Source organism: Geodermatophilus normandii (genome assembly GCF_003182485.1).
Lineage (GTDB): Bacteria > Actinomycetota > Actinomycetes > Mycobacteriales > Geodermatophilaceae > Geodermatophilus > Geodermatophilus normandii.
On the sequence record NZ_QGTX01000001.1, the window covers coordinates 3,569,532 to 3,584,998 of the forward strand.

18 protein-coding genes are annotated in these 15,467 nt (G+C 75.6%); 9 read left to right on the forward strand and 9 right to left on the reverse strand.

Annotated elements, in window-relative coordinates; genetic code table 11:
* Window positions 1-145 precede the first annotated feature (145 nt).
* Genes JD79_RS23930 through JD79_RS17245 form a run of 4 tightly spaced genes read left to right on the forward strand, consistent with a single transcriptional unit; the run spans window position 146 to window position 3,118 of the window.
* Complete coding sequence (locus JD79_RS23930; RefSeq protein WP_245900172.1) at window positions 146-904, forward strand: hypothetical protein; 759 nt, start codon at window positions 146-148, stop codon at window positions 902-904.
* Window positions 901-1,776 carry an apolipoprotein N-acyltransferase gene (gene lnt, locus JD79_RS23935; protein WP_245900173.1) on the forward strand — a complete coding sequence of 292 codons (876 nt, stop codon included), beginning with the start codon at window positions 901-903 and terminating at the stop codon, window positions 1,774-1,776. The genes JD79_RS23930 and lnt overlap by 4 nt, the downstream gene beginning before the upstream one ends.
* A complete protein-coding gene (locus tag JD79_RS17240; protein ID WP_110006529.1) occupies window positions 1,773-2,564 on the forward strand; it encodes a polyprenol monophosphomannose synthase in 792 nt (263 codons plus the stop codon). Before lnt ends, JD79_RS17240 begins: the two co-directional genes overlap by 4 nt.
* 41 nt (window positions 2,565-2,605) lie before the next feature.
* Entirely contained in the window at window positions 2,606-3,118 is a 513-nt protein-coding gene (locus JD79_RS17245) for an FxsA family protein (RefSeq protein WP_110006530.1), read from the forward strand.
* A gap of 102 nt (window positions 3,119-3,220) precedes the next feature.
* Here the strand turns inward: JD79_RS17245 and JD79_RS17250 are convergent, their stop codons facing one another.
* The 5 genes from JD79_RS17250 to JD79_RS17270 all read right to left on the reverse strand — a co-directional run bounded on the left by JD79_RS17250 (window position 3,221) and on the right by JD79_RS17270 (window position 7,572).
* On the reverse strand, window positions 3,221-3,565 hold the full coding sequence (locus JD79_RS17250) for an RNA polymerase-binding protein RbpA (RefSeq protein ID WP_110006531.1): 345 nt from the start codon (window positions 3,563-3,565) through the stop codon (window positions 3,221-3,223).
* Window positions 3,566-3,755: 190 nt separating this feature from the next.
* On the reverse strand, window positions 3,756-4,487 hold the full coding sequence (locus tag JD79_RS17255) for a thymidine kinase (RefSeq protein ID WP_110006532.1): 732 nt from the start codon (window positions 4,485-4,487) through the stop codon (window positions 3,756-3,758).
* Window positions 4,484-5,836 (reverse strand): MFS transporter, encoded by a 1,353-nt coding sequence (locus tag JD79_RS17260; protein ID WP_110007805.1) that lies wholly within the window; start codon window positions 5,834-5,836, stop codon window positions 4,484-4,486. Before JD79_RS17260 ends, JD79_RS17255 begins: the two co-directional genes overlap by 4 nt.
* A 63-nt stretch (window positions 5,837-5,899) precedes the next feature.
* Entirely contained in the window at window positions 5,900-6,799 is a 900-nt protein-coding gene (locus tag JD79_RS17265; protein ID WP_245900174.1) for a lysophospholipid acyltransferase family protein, read from the reverse strand.
* Entirely contained in the window at window positions 6,796-7,572 is a 777-nt protein-coding gene (locus tag JD79_RS17270) for a glycerophosphodiester phosphodiesterase family protein (protein WP_211308027.1), read from the reverse strand. Before JD79_RS17270 ends, JD79_RS17265 begins: the two co-directional genes overlap by 4 nt.
* 105 nt (window positions 7,573-7,677) lie before the next feature.
* On the opposite strand from JD79_RS17270, the gene JD79_RS17275 reads away from it, so the two are divergent.
* A complete protein-coding gene (locus JD79_RS17275; protein WP_245900175.1) occupies window positions 7,678-8,097 on the forward strand; it encodes a hypothetical protein in 420 nt (139 codons plus the stop codon).
* Between the two features lie 34 nt (window positions 8,098-8,131).
* Here JD79_RS17275 and JD79_RS17280 read toward each other — a convergent pair whose 3' ends face one another.
* Both JD79_RS17280 and JD79_RS17285 read right to left on the reverse strand, forming a co-directional pair.
* Entirely contained in the window at window positions 8,132-8,374 is a 243-nt protein-coding gene (locus tag JD79_RS17280; RefSeq protein WP_110006533.1) for a hypothetical protein, read from the reverse strand.
* A 581-nt stretch (window positions 8,375-8,955) separates the two neighbouring features.
* Window positions 8,956-9,918, reverse strand: coding sequence for an ABC transporter permease (locus JD79_RS17285; protein ID WP_110006534.1), 963 nt, complete (start codon window positions 9,916-9,918; stop codon window positions 8,956-8,958).
* A gap of 61 nt (window positions 9,919-9,979) precedes the next feature.
* Between JD79_RS17285 and JD79_RS17290 the strand changes: the two genes are divergently transcribed.
* Window positions 9,980-10,825, forward strand: a complete 846-nt coding sequence (locus JD79_RS17290; RefSeq protein ID WP_110006535.1) for an ABC transporter permease — start codon at window positions 9,980-9,982, stop codon at window positions 10,823-10,825.
* Between the two features lie 171 nt (window positions 10,826-10,996).
* Here JD79_RS17290 and JD79_RS17295 read toward each other — a convergent pair whose 3' ends face one another.
* Window positions 10,997-11,773: a TetR/AcrR family transcriptional regulator gene (locus tag JD79_RS17295; RefSeq protein ID WP_110006536.1), complete on the reverse strand. Its 777-nt coding sequence runs from the start codon at window positions 11,771-11,773 to the stop codon at window positions 10,997-10,999.
* A gap of 127 nt (window positions 11,774-11,900) precedes the next feature.
* On the opposite strand from JD79_RS17295, the gene JD79_RS17300 reads away from it, so the two are divergent.
* Both JD79_RS17300 and JD79_RS17305 read left to right on the forward strand, forming a co-directional pair.
* A complete protein-coding gene (locus tag JD79_RS17300) occupies window positions 11,901-12,857 on the forward strand; it encodes an ATP-binding cassette domain-containing protein (RefSeq protein WP_110006537.1) in 957 nt (318 codons plus the stop codon).
* A 25-nt stretch (window positions 12,858-12,882) separates the two neighbouring features.
* Window positions 12,883-13,680 carry an ABC transporter permease gene (locus tag JD79_RS17305; protein WP_211308028.1) on the forward strand — a complete coding sequence of 266 codons (798 nt, stop codon included), beginning with the start codon at window positions 12,883-12,885 and terminating at the stop codon, window positions 13,678-13,680.
* A 291-nt stretch (window positions 13,681-13,971) separates the two neighbouring features.
* Here the strand turns inward: JD79_RS17305 and JD79_RS17310 are convergent, their stop codons facing one another.
* Entirely contained in the window at window positions 13,972-14,574 is a 603-nt protein-coding gene (locus JD79_RS17310; RefSeq protein ID WP_245900176.1) for an antibiotic biosynthesis monooxygenase, read from the reverse strand.
* A gap of 185 nt (window positions 14,575-14,759) precedes the next feature.
* On the opposite strand from JD79_RS17310, the gene JD79_RS17315 reads away from it, so the two are divergent.
* Entirely contained in the window at window positions 14,760-15,464 is a 705-nt protein-coding gene (locus JD79_RS17315; RefSeq protein ID WP_110006538.1) for a M50 family metallopeptidase, read from the forward strand.
* Window positions 15,465-15,467: the final 3 nt, after the last annotated feature.

Here is a 15,467-nt window from a genome sequence, read left to right on the forward strand (position 1 = left end):
ACCCGGTCCGGCGACCGCACGCCCGGGGGACCCCGCAGGTCGCGCGGGAGGACGCGCCCCGCGGGGTGGGATGCTGGTCGACGGGCCGTGACCGCGGCCGTCCCGCGGGCGCCGCCCGCGGGAGACCCACGCGGGGAGGTCGGGAGTGCCGCCAGCAGCCGTGACCGAGGCGGTGGCCACCGGCTCCGCCACGCCCGGGTCCGGCGGACGGTCCCGCCACCGCCTGCCGTGGCGCACCCTGCTGGCCCTCGCCGGCGGCCTCGCGCTGCTGCTCGCCTTCCCCGGCCACTCCCTCCCGCCGCTGGCGGTGCTGGGCCCCGCGGCGCTCGCGCTGGCCGTCCGCGGCCGCCGGGCCCGCTCGGGGGCGTGGCTGGGCCTGGTCCTCGGCCTGGCGTTCTTCGTGCCGCTGCTGTCGTGGAGCGGCGTCTACGTGGGCTCGTTCCCCTGGCTGGCGCTCGCGGTCTCCCAGGCGCTGTTCGTGGCGCTGCTCGGGGCGGCGTCGGCGGCGGTCTCCCGGTCGCGGCTGTGGCCGCTGTGGACCGCGGCGCTGTGGGTGGCCGAGGAGGCCCTGCGCGGCCGCGTTCCCCTCGGCGGGTTCCCCTGGGGCCGGCTGGGGCTGAGCCAGACCGACGGGCCGTTCCTGTCCCTGGCCGCCTACGGCGGGGTGCCGCTGGTCTCCTTCGCCGTCGCGCTCACCGGGACCCTGCTGGCCGCCGCCGTCCTGGCGCTGGCCCGGGCCTGGCGCGCCGCCGGGACCGACCGCGGCACCCGGCGTCCCGCGCTGCGCGCCGCGGCCGCCGCTGTCGCCGCCGTCCTCGCCGTCCCCTGCTCGGCGCGCTCGCCTGGCTGCCGCTGCCCGGTCCCTCCCTCACCGAGGGCGGCCCGACGCGGACCGTCGCGGTGATCCAGGGCGACGTCCCGCAGGCCGGGCTGGACTTCAACGCCCGCCGCCGCGCGGTCCTGGACAACCACGTGCAGCAGACGATCTCCCTCGCCGCGGCGGTGGCGGCCGGCGACCGGGCGCAGCCGGACCTGGTGGTGTGGCCGGAGAACAGCTCCGACATCGACCCCTACCTCAACGAGGACGCCGCGCGGCAGATCAGCCGGGCCGCCGAGGTGGTCGGCGCGCCGATCCTGGTCGGCGCGGTGGTCGAGGGACCGGGCCGGTTCATCAGCAACACCGGCATCGTGTGGGACCCCGAGACCGGGCCCGGTGACACCTACGTCAAGCGGCACCCGGTCCCGCTCGCCGAGTACGTGCCCGCGCGCGGCTTCTTCCGCCTCTTCAGCGACAAGGTCGACCTGGTCCGCCGCGACTTCGCCCACGGCACCGAGGTCGGCGTGCTGGAGATGGGCGGCGCGCGGGTCGGCGACGTCATCTGCTTCGAGGTGGTCTACGACTCCCTCGTCGCCGACACCGTCGAGGCCGGCGCCGGCATGCTCGTCGTCCAGACCAACAACGCCACCTTCGGGTTCACCGACGAGAGCGAGCAGCAGCTGGCCGCGAGCCGGCTGCGCGCGGTCGAGTTCGGCCGCACCGTCGTCGTCGCGGCCACCAGCGGCATCTCCGCGGTCGTGGCCCCCGACGGGTCGCTGGCCCGCCGCTCGGAGCTGTTCACCCCCGCGGTCTTCGTCGAGGACGTCGCCCAGCGTGACTCCACCACGCTCGCCGAGCGGCTCGGCGCCGCCCCGGAGTGGGTCCTCACCGCCCTGGGTGCGGGCGCCGTCCTGGCCGTCGCCGTCCCCGCCGGGCGCCGCCGGCGGGCCGCCCGGTGAGCGCGCCGCGGGTCCTGGTCGTCATCCCCACCTATGACGAGGTGGACAACCTCGAGCCGGTCCTCGACCGGCTGCACGCCGCCGTCCCCGACGCGCACGCCCTCGTCGTCGACGACGGCTCGCCCGACGGCACCGGAGACCTGGCCGAGAAGCTCGCCGCGCTGGACGCGCGGGTGCACGTGCTGCGTCGCACCGGGAAGGCGGGGCTGGGCCCGGCCTACGTCGCGGGCTTCCGGTGGGGCCGCGAGCGGGGCTACGACGTCCTCGTCGAGATGGACGCCGACGGTTCCCACCACCCCGAGCAGTTGCCGGCGCTGCTGGCCGCCCTCGACGGCGCCGACCTGGTGCTGGGCTCGCGTTACGTGCCCGGCGGCAGCGTGGAGGACTGGCCGCGCCGGCGGCTGCTGCTCTCGCGTCTGGGCAACGCCTACACCCGCCGGGCGCTGCGGCTGCCGCTGGCCGACGCCACGGGCGGCTTCCGCGCCGTCCGCGGCGAGCTGGTCGACCGGCTGCCCTTCGACCGGGTGGCCAGCCAGGGCTACTGCTTCCAGGTCGACTGGGCCTGGCGGGCCTGGCGCGCGGGTGCCCGCGTGGTGGAGGTGCCGATCACCTTCAGCGAACGCGAGTTCGGCAGGAGCAAGATGACGTCCTCGATCGTTGTCGAGGCGTTGGCACGGGTCACCGGATGGGGCCTGCAGGACCGGCTGGCCGATCGGCTGCCGGGCCGGGTCCCTCACCCCGTGCCGGGACGGGTCCGGGACGGCGGGCGGTCCAGCGAGGTCCGGTAGGCGGACCCGGGCCGCCCGCGTGGCCGGACCGAGGGAGTGCCGTGGCACACCGGGTACGCGTGGTGGCGGGGCTGTGGGCCCTCGCCGAGATCATCGTCTTCGCGCTGGTCGCCGCCTGGATCGGCGTGGCCTGGACACTGCTGGCCGCGCTGGCGACCACCGTGCTGGGCTGGACGCTGGTGGCCCGCCAAGGAACCCGGGCGCTGGCCGACCTGCGGGAGCGCGCGCGGATGCACCGCCCGCCGGGCTCCGCGGCCACCGACGCCGGGCTGGTCGCCGCCGGCGGCGTGCTCATGGTGCTGCCGGGCTTCCTCGGCGACGTCGTGGGCCTGCTGTGCCTGCTGCCGCCCACCCGGCCGCTGGTGCGCGCCGTCGTCGGCCGGGGGCTGGCCGCGACGCTGGGCCTCGCGGGGCCGGTGCGGGTGCGCAGCTCCCGGGTGGAGACGTTCCCGCGGCCCCACGGCCCGGTGCGGGTCATCGAGGGCGAGGTCATCGAGGGCGAGGCCGTCGACGGCGGGGCTGCGGGGGAGGGGCTGCGGGGGAGGGGCACCTGATCCGCTAGGACGCCCGCCCGACGACGGGACCGGACCGGGTGCGGACGCAGAACGGCCCCGGTGGGGAGTCCCACCGGGGCCGTCCGACTAGGAGAGCCGAGCTCAGCTGGCGCGGGTCCGCCGACCGCGCAGCACCTCGAGACGCTCGGCGAGGACCTCCTCGAGGTCCTCCACGGAGCGACGCTCGAGCAGCATGTCCCAGTGCGTCCGCGGCGGCTTGACCTTCTTGGGCGCCGGCTCGGAGCCGCCGACCAGCTTGGCCGAACCGCCGTCGAACTTGCACTCCCAGGTGTCGGGCACCTCGGCGTCGTCGGCGAACGGCACGGTGAACTGGTGACCCGAGGGGCACTTGTACTCGACGTACTGCCGCTCGATCGGGGCGGTGTTCCGCTCGGTCTCGTAGCTCACGCTGCCCAGTCGGCTGCCCCGCAGGGAACGCTCGCCCATGGCACACCGTCCTCTCGTGCTGGTGGTGTCGGTCAGGACTCTCCGCGCAGCAGGGGGTACCCACTGCGGGAGGGTGTCATGGAGACCAACGGCGGATTTCGCGGAGAGATTCCGCTGAGTCGGTTCCCCATCATCGCATGGGGTGGTAATGGCGCGCGCACCGCCCCTCGGACGGGGGAGGCCGCGCCCCTCAGGAGAGGGCGAGCTGCCCCGGGCCGGCCGGGGTGGGGCCGAGCTGGCCCAGCACGTGGTGACGCCGGCACAGCACCTGGTAGTGCACGTCGGTGCCGGTGGCCGGGTCGTCGGTCTCCTCCGGCGCCGGCGTCGGCGCGGTGTCGGCGACCACCACCGTGGCTCCCGAGCGCACCATCGCGCCGTCGACGACGCGGGCGTTGAGCAGGCCCGGCAGGCCGCACCAGCACAACACCTCCACCTGGATGCGCTGCACGTCGTCGGCCACCTCGAGCAGCCGCTGCGTGCCGGGGAACAGCCGGGCGCGGAAGTCGGTGGTCAGCCCGAAGGCGTAGACGTCGACGTGCGAGGCGTCGACGAGCTCGGCGAGCTGGTCGACCTGCTCGGGGCTGAGGAACTGCGCCTCGTCGACGATCAGGTAGTCCACGCGCCGCCCGTCGGCCCAGTGGCTGCGCACCAGCAGCGTCAGGTCGGTGCCGGGATCGACCTCGACGGCGTCGCGCGAGAGCCCCACCCGGGAGCTGATCCGCGGCGCGGCCGACCGGTCGCCCTGGGTGACCAGCAGTCCCGAGCGGCCCTGCCGGCTCTGGTTGTGGTCGACCTGCAGCGCGAGGGTGGACTTGCCGCAGTCCATCGGGCCGTGGAAGAAGCGCAGGTGCGCCGGGGCGGGCGCGCGCCGCCGGTCGCCCGCGGCCGGGACCGCGGCGAGCGGGACGGACGGATCGCTCACAGCCGCTCCGGCGGGGTGTTGCCGGCGGCCACCACGGCCCGGCGCATCGGCAGCCGCAGCAGCAGCAGGAACCCGGCCACGAAGAACACCACCAGGCTGACGATCGCGTACCGGTAGGAGCCGGTCAGCTGGTAGGTCAGGCCGAAGGCCAGCGGCCCCAGCCAGCTGGTCCCGCGGTCGCTGATCTCGTAGAAGCTGTAGTACTCCGCCTCCCGGCCGGCCGGGATCAGGTGGCTGAACAGCGACCGGGACAGCGCCTGGGTGCCGCCCTGCACCAGCCCGATGACGGCGGCCAGCGCGTAGAACTGCGCGACCGCGCCCTCCTGCAGCGTGTACGCGGCCACCAGCACCGCCGTCCAGGCCACCAGGCAGCCGAGCACGGTGCGCTTGGCGCCGTAGCGGGCGGCCACCCGGCCCAGGCCCAGCGCCCCGACGACCGCGACCACCTGGACCATGAGGATGGCGCCGGTGAGCACCGACTGCGACAGCCCCAGCTCCTCGCTGGCGTAGGTGGCCGACAGCGAGATCACCGTCTGGACGCCGTCGTTGAACAGCAGGTAGGCGCCGAGGAACCACAGCGTCAGCGGGAACGCCCGCATGCCCTTCAGCGTCGCGGCCAGTTGCCGGAAGCCGCTGGTGGCGGCGCCGTGCGCGGCGGCCTGCGCCGGCCGATCGCGCAGCAGCGAGACGGTGACCAGCGTGAACAGGCCCCACCACAGCCCCGCCGTCGCCAGGCAGATCCGCACCGCCTCGCCGGAGGTCAGCCCGAGGGACTCCGCGCCCAGGAAGAGCCCCAGGTGGACGGCCAGCAGTAGCGCGCCGCCGACGTAGCCGAAGGCCCAGCCGCGGCTGGAGACGGCGTCGCGCTCGTCGGGGCCGGCCAGGTCGGGCAGCCACGAGTAGTAGACGACCGTCGCCGCGCCGAAGGCGACGTTGGCGACGACGAACAGCACCGCGCCGAGCAGGTAGCGCCCGTCGGCGACGAAGAACAGGCAGGTCGCCGCCAGCGCCCCCAGGGCGGCCAGACCCCCGAGCAGCTGCCGCTTGCGGCCCGACCGGTCGGCGACGGCGCCGGTGATCGGCAGGACGAGCACCTGCAGGATGACGGAGAAGGACAGGACGTAGGAGAACCAGCTGCCGGGCGGGATGGACAGCCCGAGGAAGGGCAGCCGGCCGTCGGCACCGGCGGCGTCCTCCGCGACGGTGGTCAGGTACGGCCCCAGGAAGACCGTGGTGACGCTGGTGTTGAACACCGACATCGCCCAGTCGTAGGAGTACCAGCCGAAGCGCTCGCGGCGCAGCGCGCGGTCGGCGGGGCCCGGGGCGGCCTGCAGCTCGGGGGCGGTCACGGCCGGAGGGTGCCAGCCGGGACGGGGCACTTCCAGCACCGGGGGGTCACGGTGCGTCCTCGATCAGGGGACGTCGTCGGGGACCACGCCGCCGGGGAAGGCCGCCGCGCCGGTCGTCGGCCGGGTGGGGTCGGGGTGCAGCGGCCCGCTGGCCGCGCGCAGCGGCACCAGCCCCCGGGTGATCGCGGCGGCGATCCGCATCCGCGCGCGGTTGGCGTCGCCCACCCGGCCCACCTCGAGGTCCTCCATGAACACCGGGGGCCCGACGTGCACCCGCAGCACCGGCCGCCGCACCAGCGAGCGCGCCAGCGTGCGCAGCTTCCCCCAGTCGTTGCCGTACTGCAGCACCTCCTGCGCGCCCCACTGGCTGACCGGCAGCACCGGGACGCGGACGCCGAGGGCCAGCCGCGCCATGCCGGTGCGGCCACGCTCGGGCCACCCGTCCGGTGCCAGGCCGACCCGTCCCTCGGGATAGGCGACGACGTGCCCGCCGTGCACCAGCGCCACCTCGGTGACCCGTGCCGCGTGCCGGGCGTCCTCGGTGCCGCGCTGCACCCGGATGCCGCCGGCGCGCTCGAGCAGCGGCCCGGCCACCGGCGCGGAGATGATCCCGCCGGTGGCCATGATCCGCGGCACGACGCCGAGGCGGTGCAGCGCGACGGCGATGAGGAACGGGTCGAAGTCGCCGACGTGGTTGGCGGCCAGCAGCAGCGGCCCGCGGCGCAGCTCCTCGGGGATGGAGCCGGTGATCTCCACCCGGCCGAACAGGTCGACCAGCCAGGAGAAGTTCCGCAGCGTGAACCGCCAGAACCACCACGGCGGCGCCGCGGCGATGGCCAGCTCGCGGACGAACCACTCGGGGTCGGTGTCGCGGAGGATGCCCTCGAGGTGGTCGGGCAGCGGCGGCGGCGTCGGCCGCCACTCCCGCAGCCAGGTGGCGAGCCGCCCGGGCAGGCCGCTCACCGGCCCGCCCACTGGCCGCGCGCCTGCAGGAGCTCCTTGAGCATGGCCGGACGGTCGGTCATGATCCCGTCGACGCCGAGGTCGAGCATCGCCGTCGCCTCCTCCTCGGTGTCGACGGTCCACACGTGCACCTGCAGGCCGCGGGCGTGCGCGGCGGCGATGAACCGCTCGTCGACCAGGGCGCGGCCGCCCAGCTGCAGCGGCACCTGGGCGCAGCCGGCCTGTACGCGCACCAGCCCGGCCGCGCGGGGGGAGTAGGACGACAGCCGCAGCGCCGCCACGCCGCGCGGGCCCAGCGACGTGCACACCGTCGGCCCCAGCAGCCGCCGGGCGGCCGCGACCCGGGCGTCGGAGAAGGACCCGAGGCAGACGCGGTCGAGGACGTCCATCCGGCGCAGCACGCGCACCAGCGGCGCGAGCACCCCGGCGGCCTTGATGTCGAGGTTGAACCGGACGTCGGGCCAGGCGCCGAGCAGCTCCTCCAGCCGCAGGACCGGCTCCCGGCCGCCGATGCGCGCGCCGGCGACCTCCGCCCACGGCAGCTGCTCGATGCGGCCGGTACGGTCGGTGACCCGGTCCAGGCTCGGGTCGTGGAAGACCACGACGACGCCGTCGGCGGTCACCCGCACGTCGGTCTCCAGGTACCGGTAGCCCATCGCCACGCAGGCCTCGAAGGCCGGCATGGTGTTCTCCAGGTGCTCGATCGCGCCGCCGCGGTGGGCCATGGCCAGCGGGGCCGGCCCGTCGAGGAAGGCGAACCGGGCGGGGGGCACGGCCGACACGCTAACCGGAGGCCCCGACGCGCTCACCAGCCCCTTCTCACCGGCCGTCGGGCGTGTCCGCCGGGACTGTCGGTGGGGCCGTCTAGCGTGCCCGCCGTGGGCAAGCAGCAGCTCGACCGGGCGGTCGGGGCGACGGACGGGAAGGCGACGGAGACGACGGGACGGCAGGGGAGCGGCGCCGAACGGCGGTGCGGGTGGTGCCGGCGGGTGCTGCCGCAGGCCGGGTCGGTCGGCCGCCCGCGGATGTACTGCGGACAGGCGTGCCGGCAGCGGGCGTACGAGCAGCGCACGGCCACGGCCAAGGCCGGCCTGTCCGAGGACGTCGTCCTGGTGCGGCGCGCCGAGCTCGACGGCCTGCAGGACCGGCTGTTCCAGCTGCGCTGCGCGCTCGAGGACGTGCAGACGCTGCTCGGTGAGCGGCACACCAAGGCCGAGCTCGAGCGCATGCTGGCCGACCTGGTGCACTCGACGGGCCGGCTCGACAAGCTCTGGGTCTCCGAGCGCGCCGCCGGCTGAGTCCGGTGTCCGGGCCCGGCCGGTCAGCGACCGGTCAGTCCGGGTCCTGCGTGTCGTCGTCCTGGTCCTCGGGCGCACCCGGGTCCGGGTTGCTGTTGTCCGGCAGGTTGTCCTGCGACTCCTCGGACGGGTCGTCGCCGCTGGTGTTCTCGCTGTCGTCGGTGGTGCCGTCGTTGCGGTCCAGCCCCGCCGGGTCGCCGCAGGCCGTGAGCGTCGCGCCGCCCCCGAAGAGCGCCAGCGCGGTCAGCAGAGCAGCGATCGGACGTCGGAGTTGCATGCACCCGACCCTACGTAGGCACCCGGCGAGCCGCCCGTCGAAGCCGCCGACACCTCCGTCATTGCGTCACAGTGACGCAATGACGATGGTGTCGCGCATGGGGGACGAGGGGTCCGTGGCGGAGCGAGGCGGCCGGACGGGGCGCCGGCGGCGGCCGGGGTCGATCCGGGCGATCCGGGCGATCCGGGGCTGGTCCGGCGCCGTCCGGGGTCACGGGAGGCGGACCTCGGCGAGCGGGGTCGTCGGACGAGCCGGATGCCGGTGGGCGTCGGTGGCGGGGCTGGTCGCCGGGCGGGACCCGGGCGGGACCCGGACGGGACGCGACAGGTCGACGGTCGAGCCCGGGTCGGGCGGCGCAGCCGACGGGCCCGGGCAGCGGTCGGCACCGTCGGCACGCGCCGTCGAGTGCTCCAGACGCTCCTGGTGACCGGGGCCACGGCGATCCGGGTGGGCGTCGGCGGGCCGCCCGGAACCCCGTCCGACGCTCGTCCAGGCTCCGCCGATAATGCACATTATGTCAACTCATCCGGAACGGACCCGCTCCCCGGACCGGACGACCAGCTCCTCGAGTGTCCGGGACGTCAGGCCGCCGGCCGCAGCCGGACCCGCGGGTCGACGGCGGCCGCGGCGACGTCGGCCACCGCGTTGGCGACCATGACCGTGGCGATGACCACCGTCGTGAGCCCGAGGAGCAGCGCCCGGTCGTGCGCCCGGATCGCCGCCAGCACGGCGCCCCCGACCCCGGGCATGCCGAAGACGCCCTCGACGACGATCAACCCGACGAACAGCTGACCCAGGTTGGCGGCCACGAAGGTCACCACGGGGGTCAGCGCCGGGCGCAGCGCGTGCACTGCGACCACCCGCCAGGGCGGCAGCCCGCGCCCGCGGGCGGCCAGGACGTAGGGCGCGCGCAGGGTGTCGCCGACCTCGGCCCGGGTGATCAGCGCGGCGTACCCGGTCGAGAGCGCCGCCAACGCCACGATCGGCAGCACGTAGGCCGCCGGATCGCCGGTCCGGCCGTTGACCGGCGCCCATCCCAGCTCGGAGACGAAGACCCACCGCAGCAGGTACGCCGCCACCACGACCGGCGTCCCGACCAGCACGGTGGCCACGGCGTACACACCTCGGCCGGTCCCCCGGCCGCCGCCGGCCAGCGCGCCGGCGACCACCCCGACGACGAGCTGGACGACGATCGCGCCGGCCAGCAGCACGGCGCTCACCGGCGCGGCGCCGGCGACGACGTCGGCGACGGCCGGGCCGGGTACGACGGTGGTCCCCCGGACCGCCGGCAGACCCCGCCCCCAGTCGCCGGACACCAGGTCGCCCAGGTAGCGGCCGTACTGGACGAGCACGGGCTGGTCCAGGGAGTAGTCGATGCGGATCCGCGCCACGAGCTCCGGCGGCGCCGGCCGGAAGCCGAACAGCGCGCGCACCGGGTCCCCGGGCAGTTGCGTCACGGCGAGGAACACGAGCGTCACGGCCACCCAGAGGCTGAGCAGCACCTGCCCGGACCGGCGGAGGGCGAACGCGAGCACGGCGGTCATCGTGGCAGCACCGTGATCACCACGGTCGACGCCGGGGCGCCCGCTCGGCGAGACTCGCCGGGTGCCGTCCCCCGTCCGCCCGGTCGCGCGGCTCCGGCGGTGGAACGCGCCGCTGGGCGTCGCCGTCGTGCTGCTGGGCCTGCTCACCGTCGCGGTGCTGGTCCCCGGCACGCTGACCGGCGACGACCCGCGGTCCTGCGACCTCGCCGACTCGCTGGCGCCGCCGTCGTGGGCCCATCCGTTCGGCCACGACCTCTTCGGCTGCGACCTGCTCGCCAAGACGCTGTACGGCGGGCGGACGTCGCTGCTGCTCGCGGTCTCCGTCCTGGTCCTCACCGGCCTGCTCGCCGTCGTCGTCGGGGCGCTCGCGGGCTACACCGGGGGGCTACTGGACGGCGTCGTCTCGCGCGTCACCGACGTGTGGTCGGGCATCCCGCTCGTGCTCGGCGGCGTCGTCCTGCTCAGCGCGACCGACCGGCGGGGCGTGTGGCAAGTCGTCGCCGTCCTGGCGGTCTTCAGCTGGCCGCCCATGCTGCGGATCGTGCGGGCGAGCACCCGGCAGGTCCTCGCGCTCGAGTACGTCACCGCGGCGCGGGCCCTGGGCGCGGGCCCCGTGTGGCTGCTGACCCGGCACGTGCTCCCCGCCGCCGTGCGGCCGCTGCTGGTGTTCGCCAGCGCCTACGCGGGGGTGCTCATCTCGGCCGAGGCCGTACTGACCTTCGCCGGGGTCGGGTTGCAGCGGCCCACCGAGTCCTGGGGGATCCTGCTCCAGCAGGGCGGCGAGGCGGCGTCGCGGGCACCGCACGCGCTCGTCGCGCCGAGCCTCGTGCTGGTCGTGACGGTGGCCGCGCTCGTGCTCCTGGGCGAGGGCCTGCGCGCCGCCGGCCGGACCGGGCACGGCCGATGAGTCCGGGTCCCCCGCTCGCGTGCCGGTCGGTACGGGGCGGGTGGCGTCGGTGCCGCACTCCCCCGCGACACCGCGGTGGACCTGACCCGGTCGCTGCTGGTTTGACCAGTCTTCGGGACCACCGGTTGATGATCCCCATTGTTGGGGATAACGGATGGAGGCAGGACTCCGTCACCGCCGGCCGGTGGTCCGCTCGATGAACGCGGCGACACCGTCGAGGTAGCAACCCAGCGCGAAGGCGAACTCGGGCCCGGAGTCGTCGTACCCCTCCGGTGCGGTGTCCTCACCGCCGGGACCCTCCGGAGCGAAGACGCCGGAGGCGATCGCCCTGCTCAGCGCCGGGTACCGGGCCGGGTCGACCACCGTGGCCAGGGCCCGCGCGAAGCCGGCGCCGAACGCCTCCGGGTCGGCCTCGTAGCCCGCGGCGAGGTCGATCGACAGCCGCGCCTGGCCGTGGACGACGGGCATGAGACCGGTGACGACGAGCACCTTTGCGCCCTCCGGCAGCCTGGTATCGGCCAGGGCGCCCAGGGCGCGGTCGAACCACTCGAGGTTGCGCGGCCCCACCGGCGGCCCGCTGATCGGGATCTCCCGGTACCACGGGTGCCGCCGGAAGCAGCCCAGCACCGCGTACGCCCACGAGGTCAGCCGCTCGCGCCAGTCCGCGCCGGCCAGTTCCGGCGCGCCCTCGAGAGCCGCGTCGGACATGAGCAGCAGCAGCTCGTCCTTGCTGTCCACGTGGCGGTACAGCGACATCGGCGCGCTGGCCAGCTCCGCCGCGACCCGTGCCATCGAGACGGCGTTCAGACCCTCGGCGTCGGCGATCCGGATCGCCGCCCGGGTGATCGCCTCGACGCTCAGAGCAGAGGTGCGCCCCCGGCGGGCGGGGCCGCGCCGTCCCCACAGGAGCGCGACCCGTGGCGGTAGCTCGGGCGGTGCCCCGTCCATGCGCTCGTCCTCCCCTCCCCCGCGGACCCGGCGAGCGTAGCCGGGAGCTTGTGCCGTATTGAGCGTACGTCATACGCTGTCATGCGTACGAGGTACGCATCAGTGATCCCACCCCAGAGGAGGAGCCGTGCTCGTCGAGGCGACCGGCCTGTGCAAGTCGTTCGGGGACACCCGGGTGCTCGACGGTGTCGACCTGTCCGCGGCCGAGGGCGAGGTCCTCGCCCTGCTCGGACCCAACGGCGCCGGCAAGACCACCACCGTCCGCATCCTCACCACCCTGCTGCGTCCCGACGCCGGTGCCGTGCGCATCGCCGGTGTCGACGCCCTCCGCCATCCCGCGCAGGCCCGCGCCGCTCTGAGCCTCACGGGCCAGTCGGTCGCCGTCGACGAACGGCAGACCGGGCGGGAGAACCTGGTCATGGTCGGCCGGCTGGCCCACCTCGGTCGCCGGGTCGCCCGGGCGCGGGCCGGCGAGCTGCTCGACCGGTTCGGGCTCGGCGGCGCGGCCGACCGCTTCGTGGCCACCTACTCCGGTGGCATGCGCCGGCGGCTCGACCTCGCGATGAGCCTGGTCGGCCGCCCGCTGGTGCTCTTCCTCGACGAGCCGACCACCGGCCTCGACCCGGCCAGCCGGGCCACCATGTGGGCCGCGATCGGCGAGCTCGTCGACACCGGGACGACGATCGTCCTCACCACCCAGTACCTCGAGGAGGCCGATCGGCTGGCCTCGCGGGTGGTCCTCGTCGACGGCGGCCGGGTCACCGCCTCGGGCACCCCGGACCAGCTCAAGGCACGCGTCGGCGGCGACCGCCTCGAGGTGCGGCTCACCGACGCCCGTGACCTCACCCGCGCCGCGGCCGCGGTGCCCGGCGCCGTCGTCGACCCCGGGCGCCGGCTGCTCACCCTCCCCACGGACGGCACCGCCGCGCATCTGCACACGGTGCTCGACCGGCTCCGCGACGCCGGCCTGCCGGTCGAGCGGGTCGCCGCCGCCCGACCCACCCTCGACGACGCCTTCCTGGTCCTCACCGGCACACCCCCCGCCTCGCCCGCGCGCGACGACGCCGTTCCCGTCCCCGCCTGACCGCTCCGCCTCCAGGAGACCTCCCGTGACCGTTGCCACCGTCCCCGTCGCCCGCCACTCGGGCCCGCGGGCCACCCTGTCCGACCAGCTCGTGATGACCGGCCGCTGCGTGCGGTTGACCCGGCGCAACGTCGACACCCTCGTGATGGCGATCCTGCTGCCCCTGCTGCAGATGGCCCTGTTCGTCTACGTCTTCGGCGGGGCGATCAGCAACCGCGCCGCCTACGTCGACTACGTGGTCCCGGGCATCGTGCTGCTGTGCGCCGGCTACGGCGCCACCTCCACCGCCATGTCGGTCGCCGCCGACACCACGAGCGGGATGGTCGACCGACTGCGGTCCATGCCGATCCGCAGCTCCGCGGTCCTCACCGGGCACGTGGTCGCCAGCGTCGCGCGCAACGCCGTCTCGACCGCCGTCGTCGTCGCCGCGGCCGTGCTCATGGGCTTCCGGTCCGACGCCGGACCGCTGGAGTGGCTCGCCGCCGCCGCCGTGGTGCTCCTGTACGTGCTGGCGCTGTCGTGGCTGGCCGCGTTCCTCGGAGTGCTCGCCCGGAGCGTGGAGTCGGCGAGCGCGCTGAGCTTCGTCATGCTCTTCCTGCCCTACCTGAGCAGCGCCTTCGTGCCGCCGGAGACGCTCCCCACCCCGCTGCGGGCGGTCGCGGAGCACCAGCCGATCACCCCCGTCATCGAGACCGTCCGCGGCCTGCTGACCGGCACGCCGGTCGGGGCCTCCGGGTGGACCGCGGTCCTGTGGTGCACCGGCGTCCTCGTCGCTGCGGTCACCGCGGCGGGCTGGGCGTACCGGCGGCGCGGCCGGTCCTGATCCCCGCAGCGGACGGGGCACCCGCGGTGTGCGGGCGCCCCCTCGTTGTTCGTTCCTTCCCTTGGCTTTTTCCGATGGTTAGTTGGGGATAACGGTCATCACGACTAGGGTGCGGTCCGGCGGCAGGCGCGTCCGCGTCGCTCGGCAGGGAGGCGGCTCGCCCGTCGCCGTCGTGGAGCCCGCTCCGCGCCCGCCAGGGCGAGCGGGGAGCACGAGGCGACAGCTGCCCGGGAGCCCGCGGCAGGGGGCCGGGGATGCGCGCTCCCCCGCCGCGTGGCCGTCGCGGACCGGTCAGCGGCCGCGCCGCTCCCGCCAGGGACGTCCGTGCAGCCACCACTGCAGCCGGCGGGTGACCCAGGGCAGCAGCAGGTAGGTCATCATCGGGGTGAGCGTCAGGGTCACGACGAGCACCCGCAGGGCGACGTGCACGTCGGCGAGCGCCGCGCCGAGGGTCACCGTGGCCAGCAGGTTCAGCGGGTAGAAGACCAGCCAGATGGTGGTCGCCTGCTTCCACCGCGGCGGGGGCGGCGGCCCGGAGGGCGTCACCACCTCGGTGCTGACCGGCTGGTCGAACCAGCCCTCGATGCCGGTACGCCGCTCCGTGCGGGTCACCTCGGCCAACCCCTCGGCCGAGCGCAGCCACCAGGCCCGCTCCGCGGACGCCTCCCACGCCTCGAGGGCCCGCTGGTCGGCGAAGCGGCAGAGCATGTGCCACTCGTCGGAGCCGTCGTGCGGGCGGACCCAGCCGGCACCCAGGAAGCCCGGGAACGACTCGGCCATCGTCATCCCGGCCCGGATCCAGGCGGTCATCTCCCGCGTGTGCGCGGGATCGGCGCGGCGGGTGAAGGAGACGGTGACCGGCAGGTGCCGGGCGGCGACCGGGAGCGACGTCACCGTCTCAGGATGAGCGAGCGGCGGCGGCCGCCGCAGTCCGTGGCGGCGTGATCTCCCCCGCTCTCGGTGCCTCTCCCCTCGCTGGGGTGCGTCGGGTGGTTCGAGGCGGCAGTTGGGGATAACGGTCGACACGGCGGCGCCTCGCGTCCCGGGTGCTCCCGGGCGGCTGCGGTTGACTCGCCGGGATGGACGCCGTCGACCGCCTCTGGACCCGCGTGAGCGCCGAGGCCCCGCTCCCCCTCGAGGTCCTGGCCGCGGCCGCCGTCGTGGCGCTGCTCGTCGTCGGCACCCCGGCGCTGTGGCGGCCGGCGCGGACCGTCGTGACCATCGCCCACGAGGGCGCGCACGGGCTGGTGGCGCTGGCGACCGGCCGGCGCCTGGCCGGGATCCGGCTGCACTCGGACACCTCCGGGCTGACCGTCTCCAGGGGCCGGCCGACCGGCACCGGCATGGTGCTCACCTGCGCGGCGGGCTACGTGGGCCCCGCCCTGTTCGGCCTGGGCGCCGCGGCGCTGCTCGCGGCCGGGCACGCGGTCGGGGTGCTGTGGGCGGTGCTGGCGCTGCTCGCGCTGCTGCTCGTGCAGATCCGCAACCTCTACGGGCTGTGGGCGGTGCTGGCCACCGGCGCGGCGCTGGCCGCCGTCACCACGTGGCTGCCCCCGGCCGCTCAGGCCGCCGTCGCCGCGGCCGTCACCTGGTTCCTGCTGCTGGCCGCACCGCGCACCGTGCTCGAGCTGCAGGCGGCGCGCCGGCGGCGGGCCGCGCCGGACAGCGACGCCGACCAGCTGGCCCGCCTCACCCGGCTGCCCGCGGTGCTGTGGGTGGACGTCTTCCTGCTCGTCGACGTCGCCGCCCTGGCGCTCGCCGTCAGGTGGCTGCTGCTGCCCTGACCG

Bases quoted from the DNA above. Each gene is read 5' to 3' on its own strand.
- JD79_RS17250 (WP_110006531.1), bottom strand. From the start codon at position 3,565: ATGGGCGAGCGTTCCCTGCGGGGCAGCCGACTGGGCAGCGTGAGCTAC.
- JD79_RS17280 (WP_110006533.1), bottom strand. From the start codon at position 8,374: ATGCAACTCCGACGTCCGATCGCTGCTCTGCTGACCGCGCTGGCGCTC.
- JD79_RS17285 (WP_110006534.1), bottom strand. From the start codon at position 9,918: ATGACCGCCGTGCTCGCGTTCGCCCTCCGCCGGTCCGGGCAGGTGCTG.
- JD79_RS17295 (WP_110006536.1), bottom strand. From the start codon at position 11,773: ATGGACGGGGCACCGCCCGAGCTACCGCCACGGGTCGCGCTCCTGTGG.
- JD79_RS17315 (WP_110006538.1), top strand. From the start codon at position 14,760: ATGGACGCCGTCGACCGCCTCTGGACCCGCGTGAGCGCCGAGGCCCCG.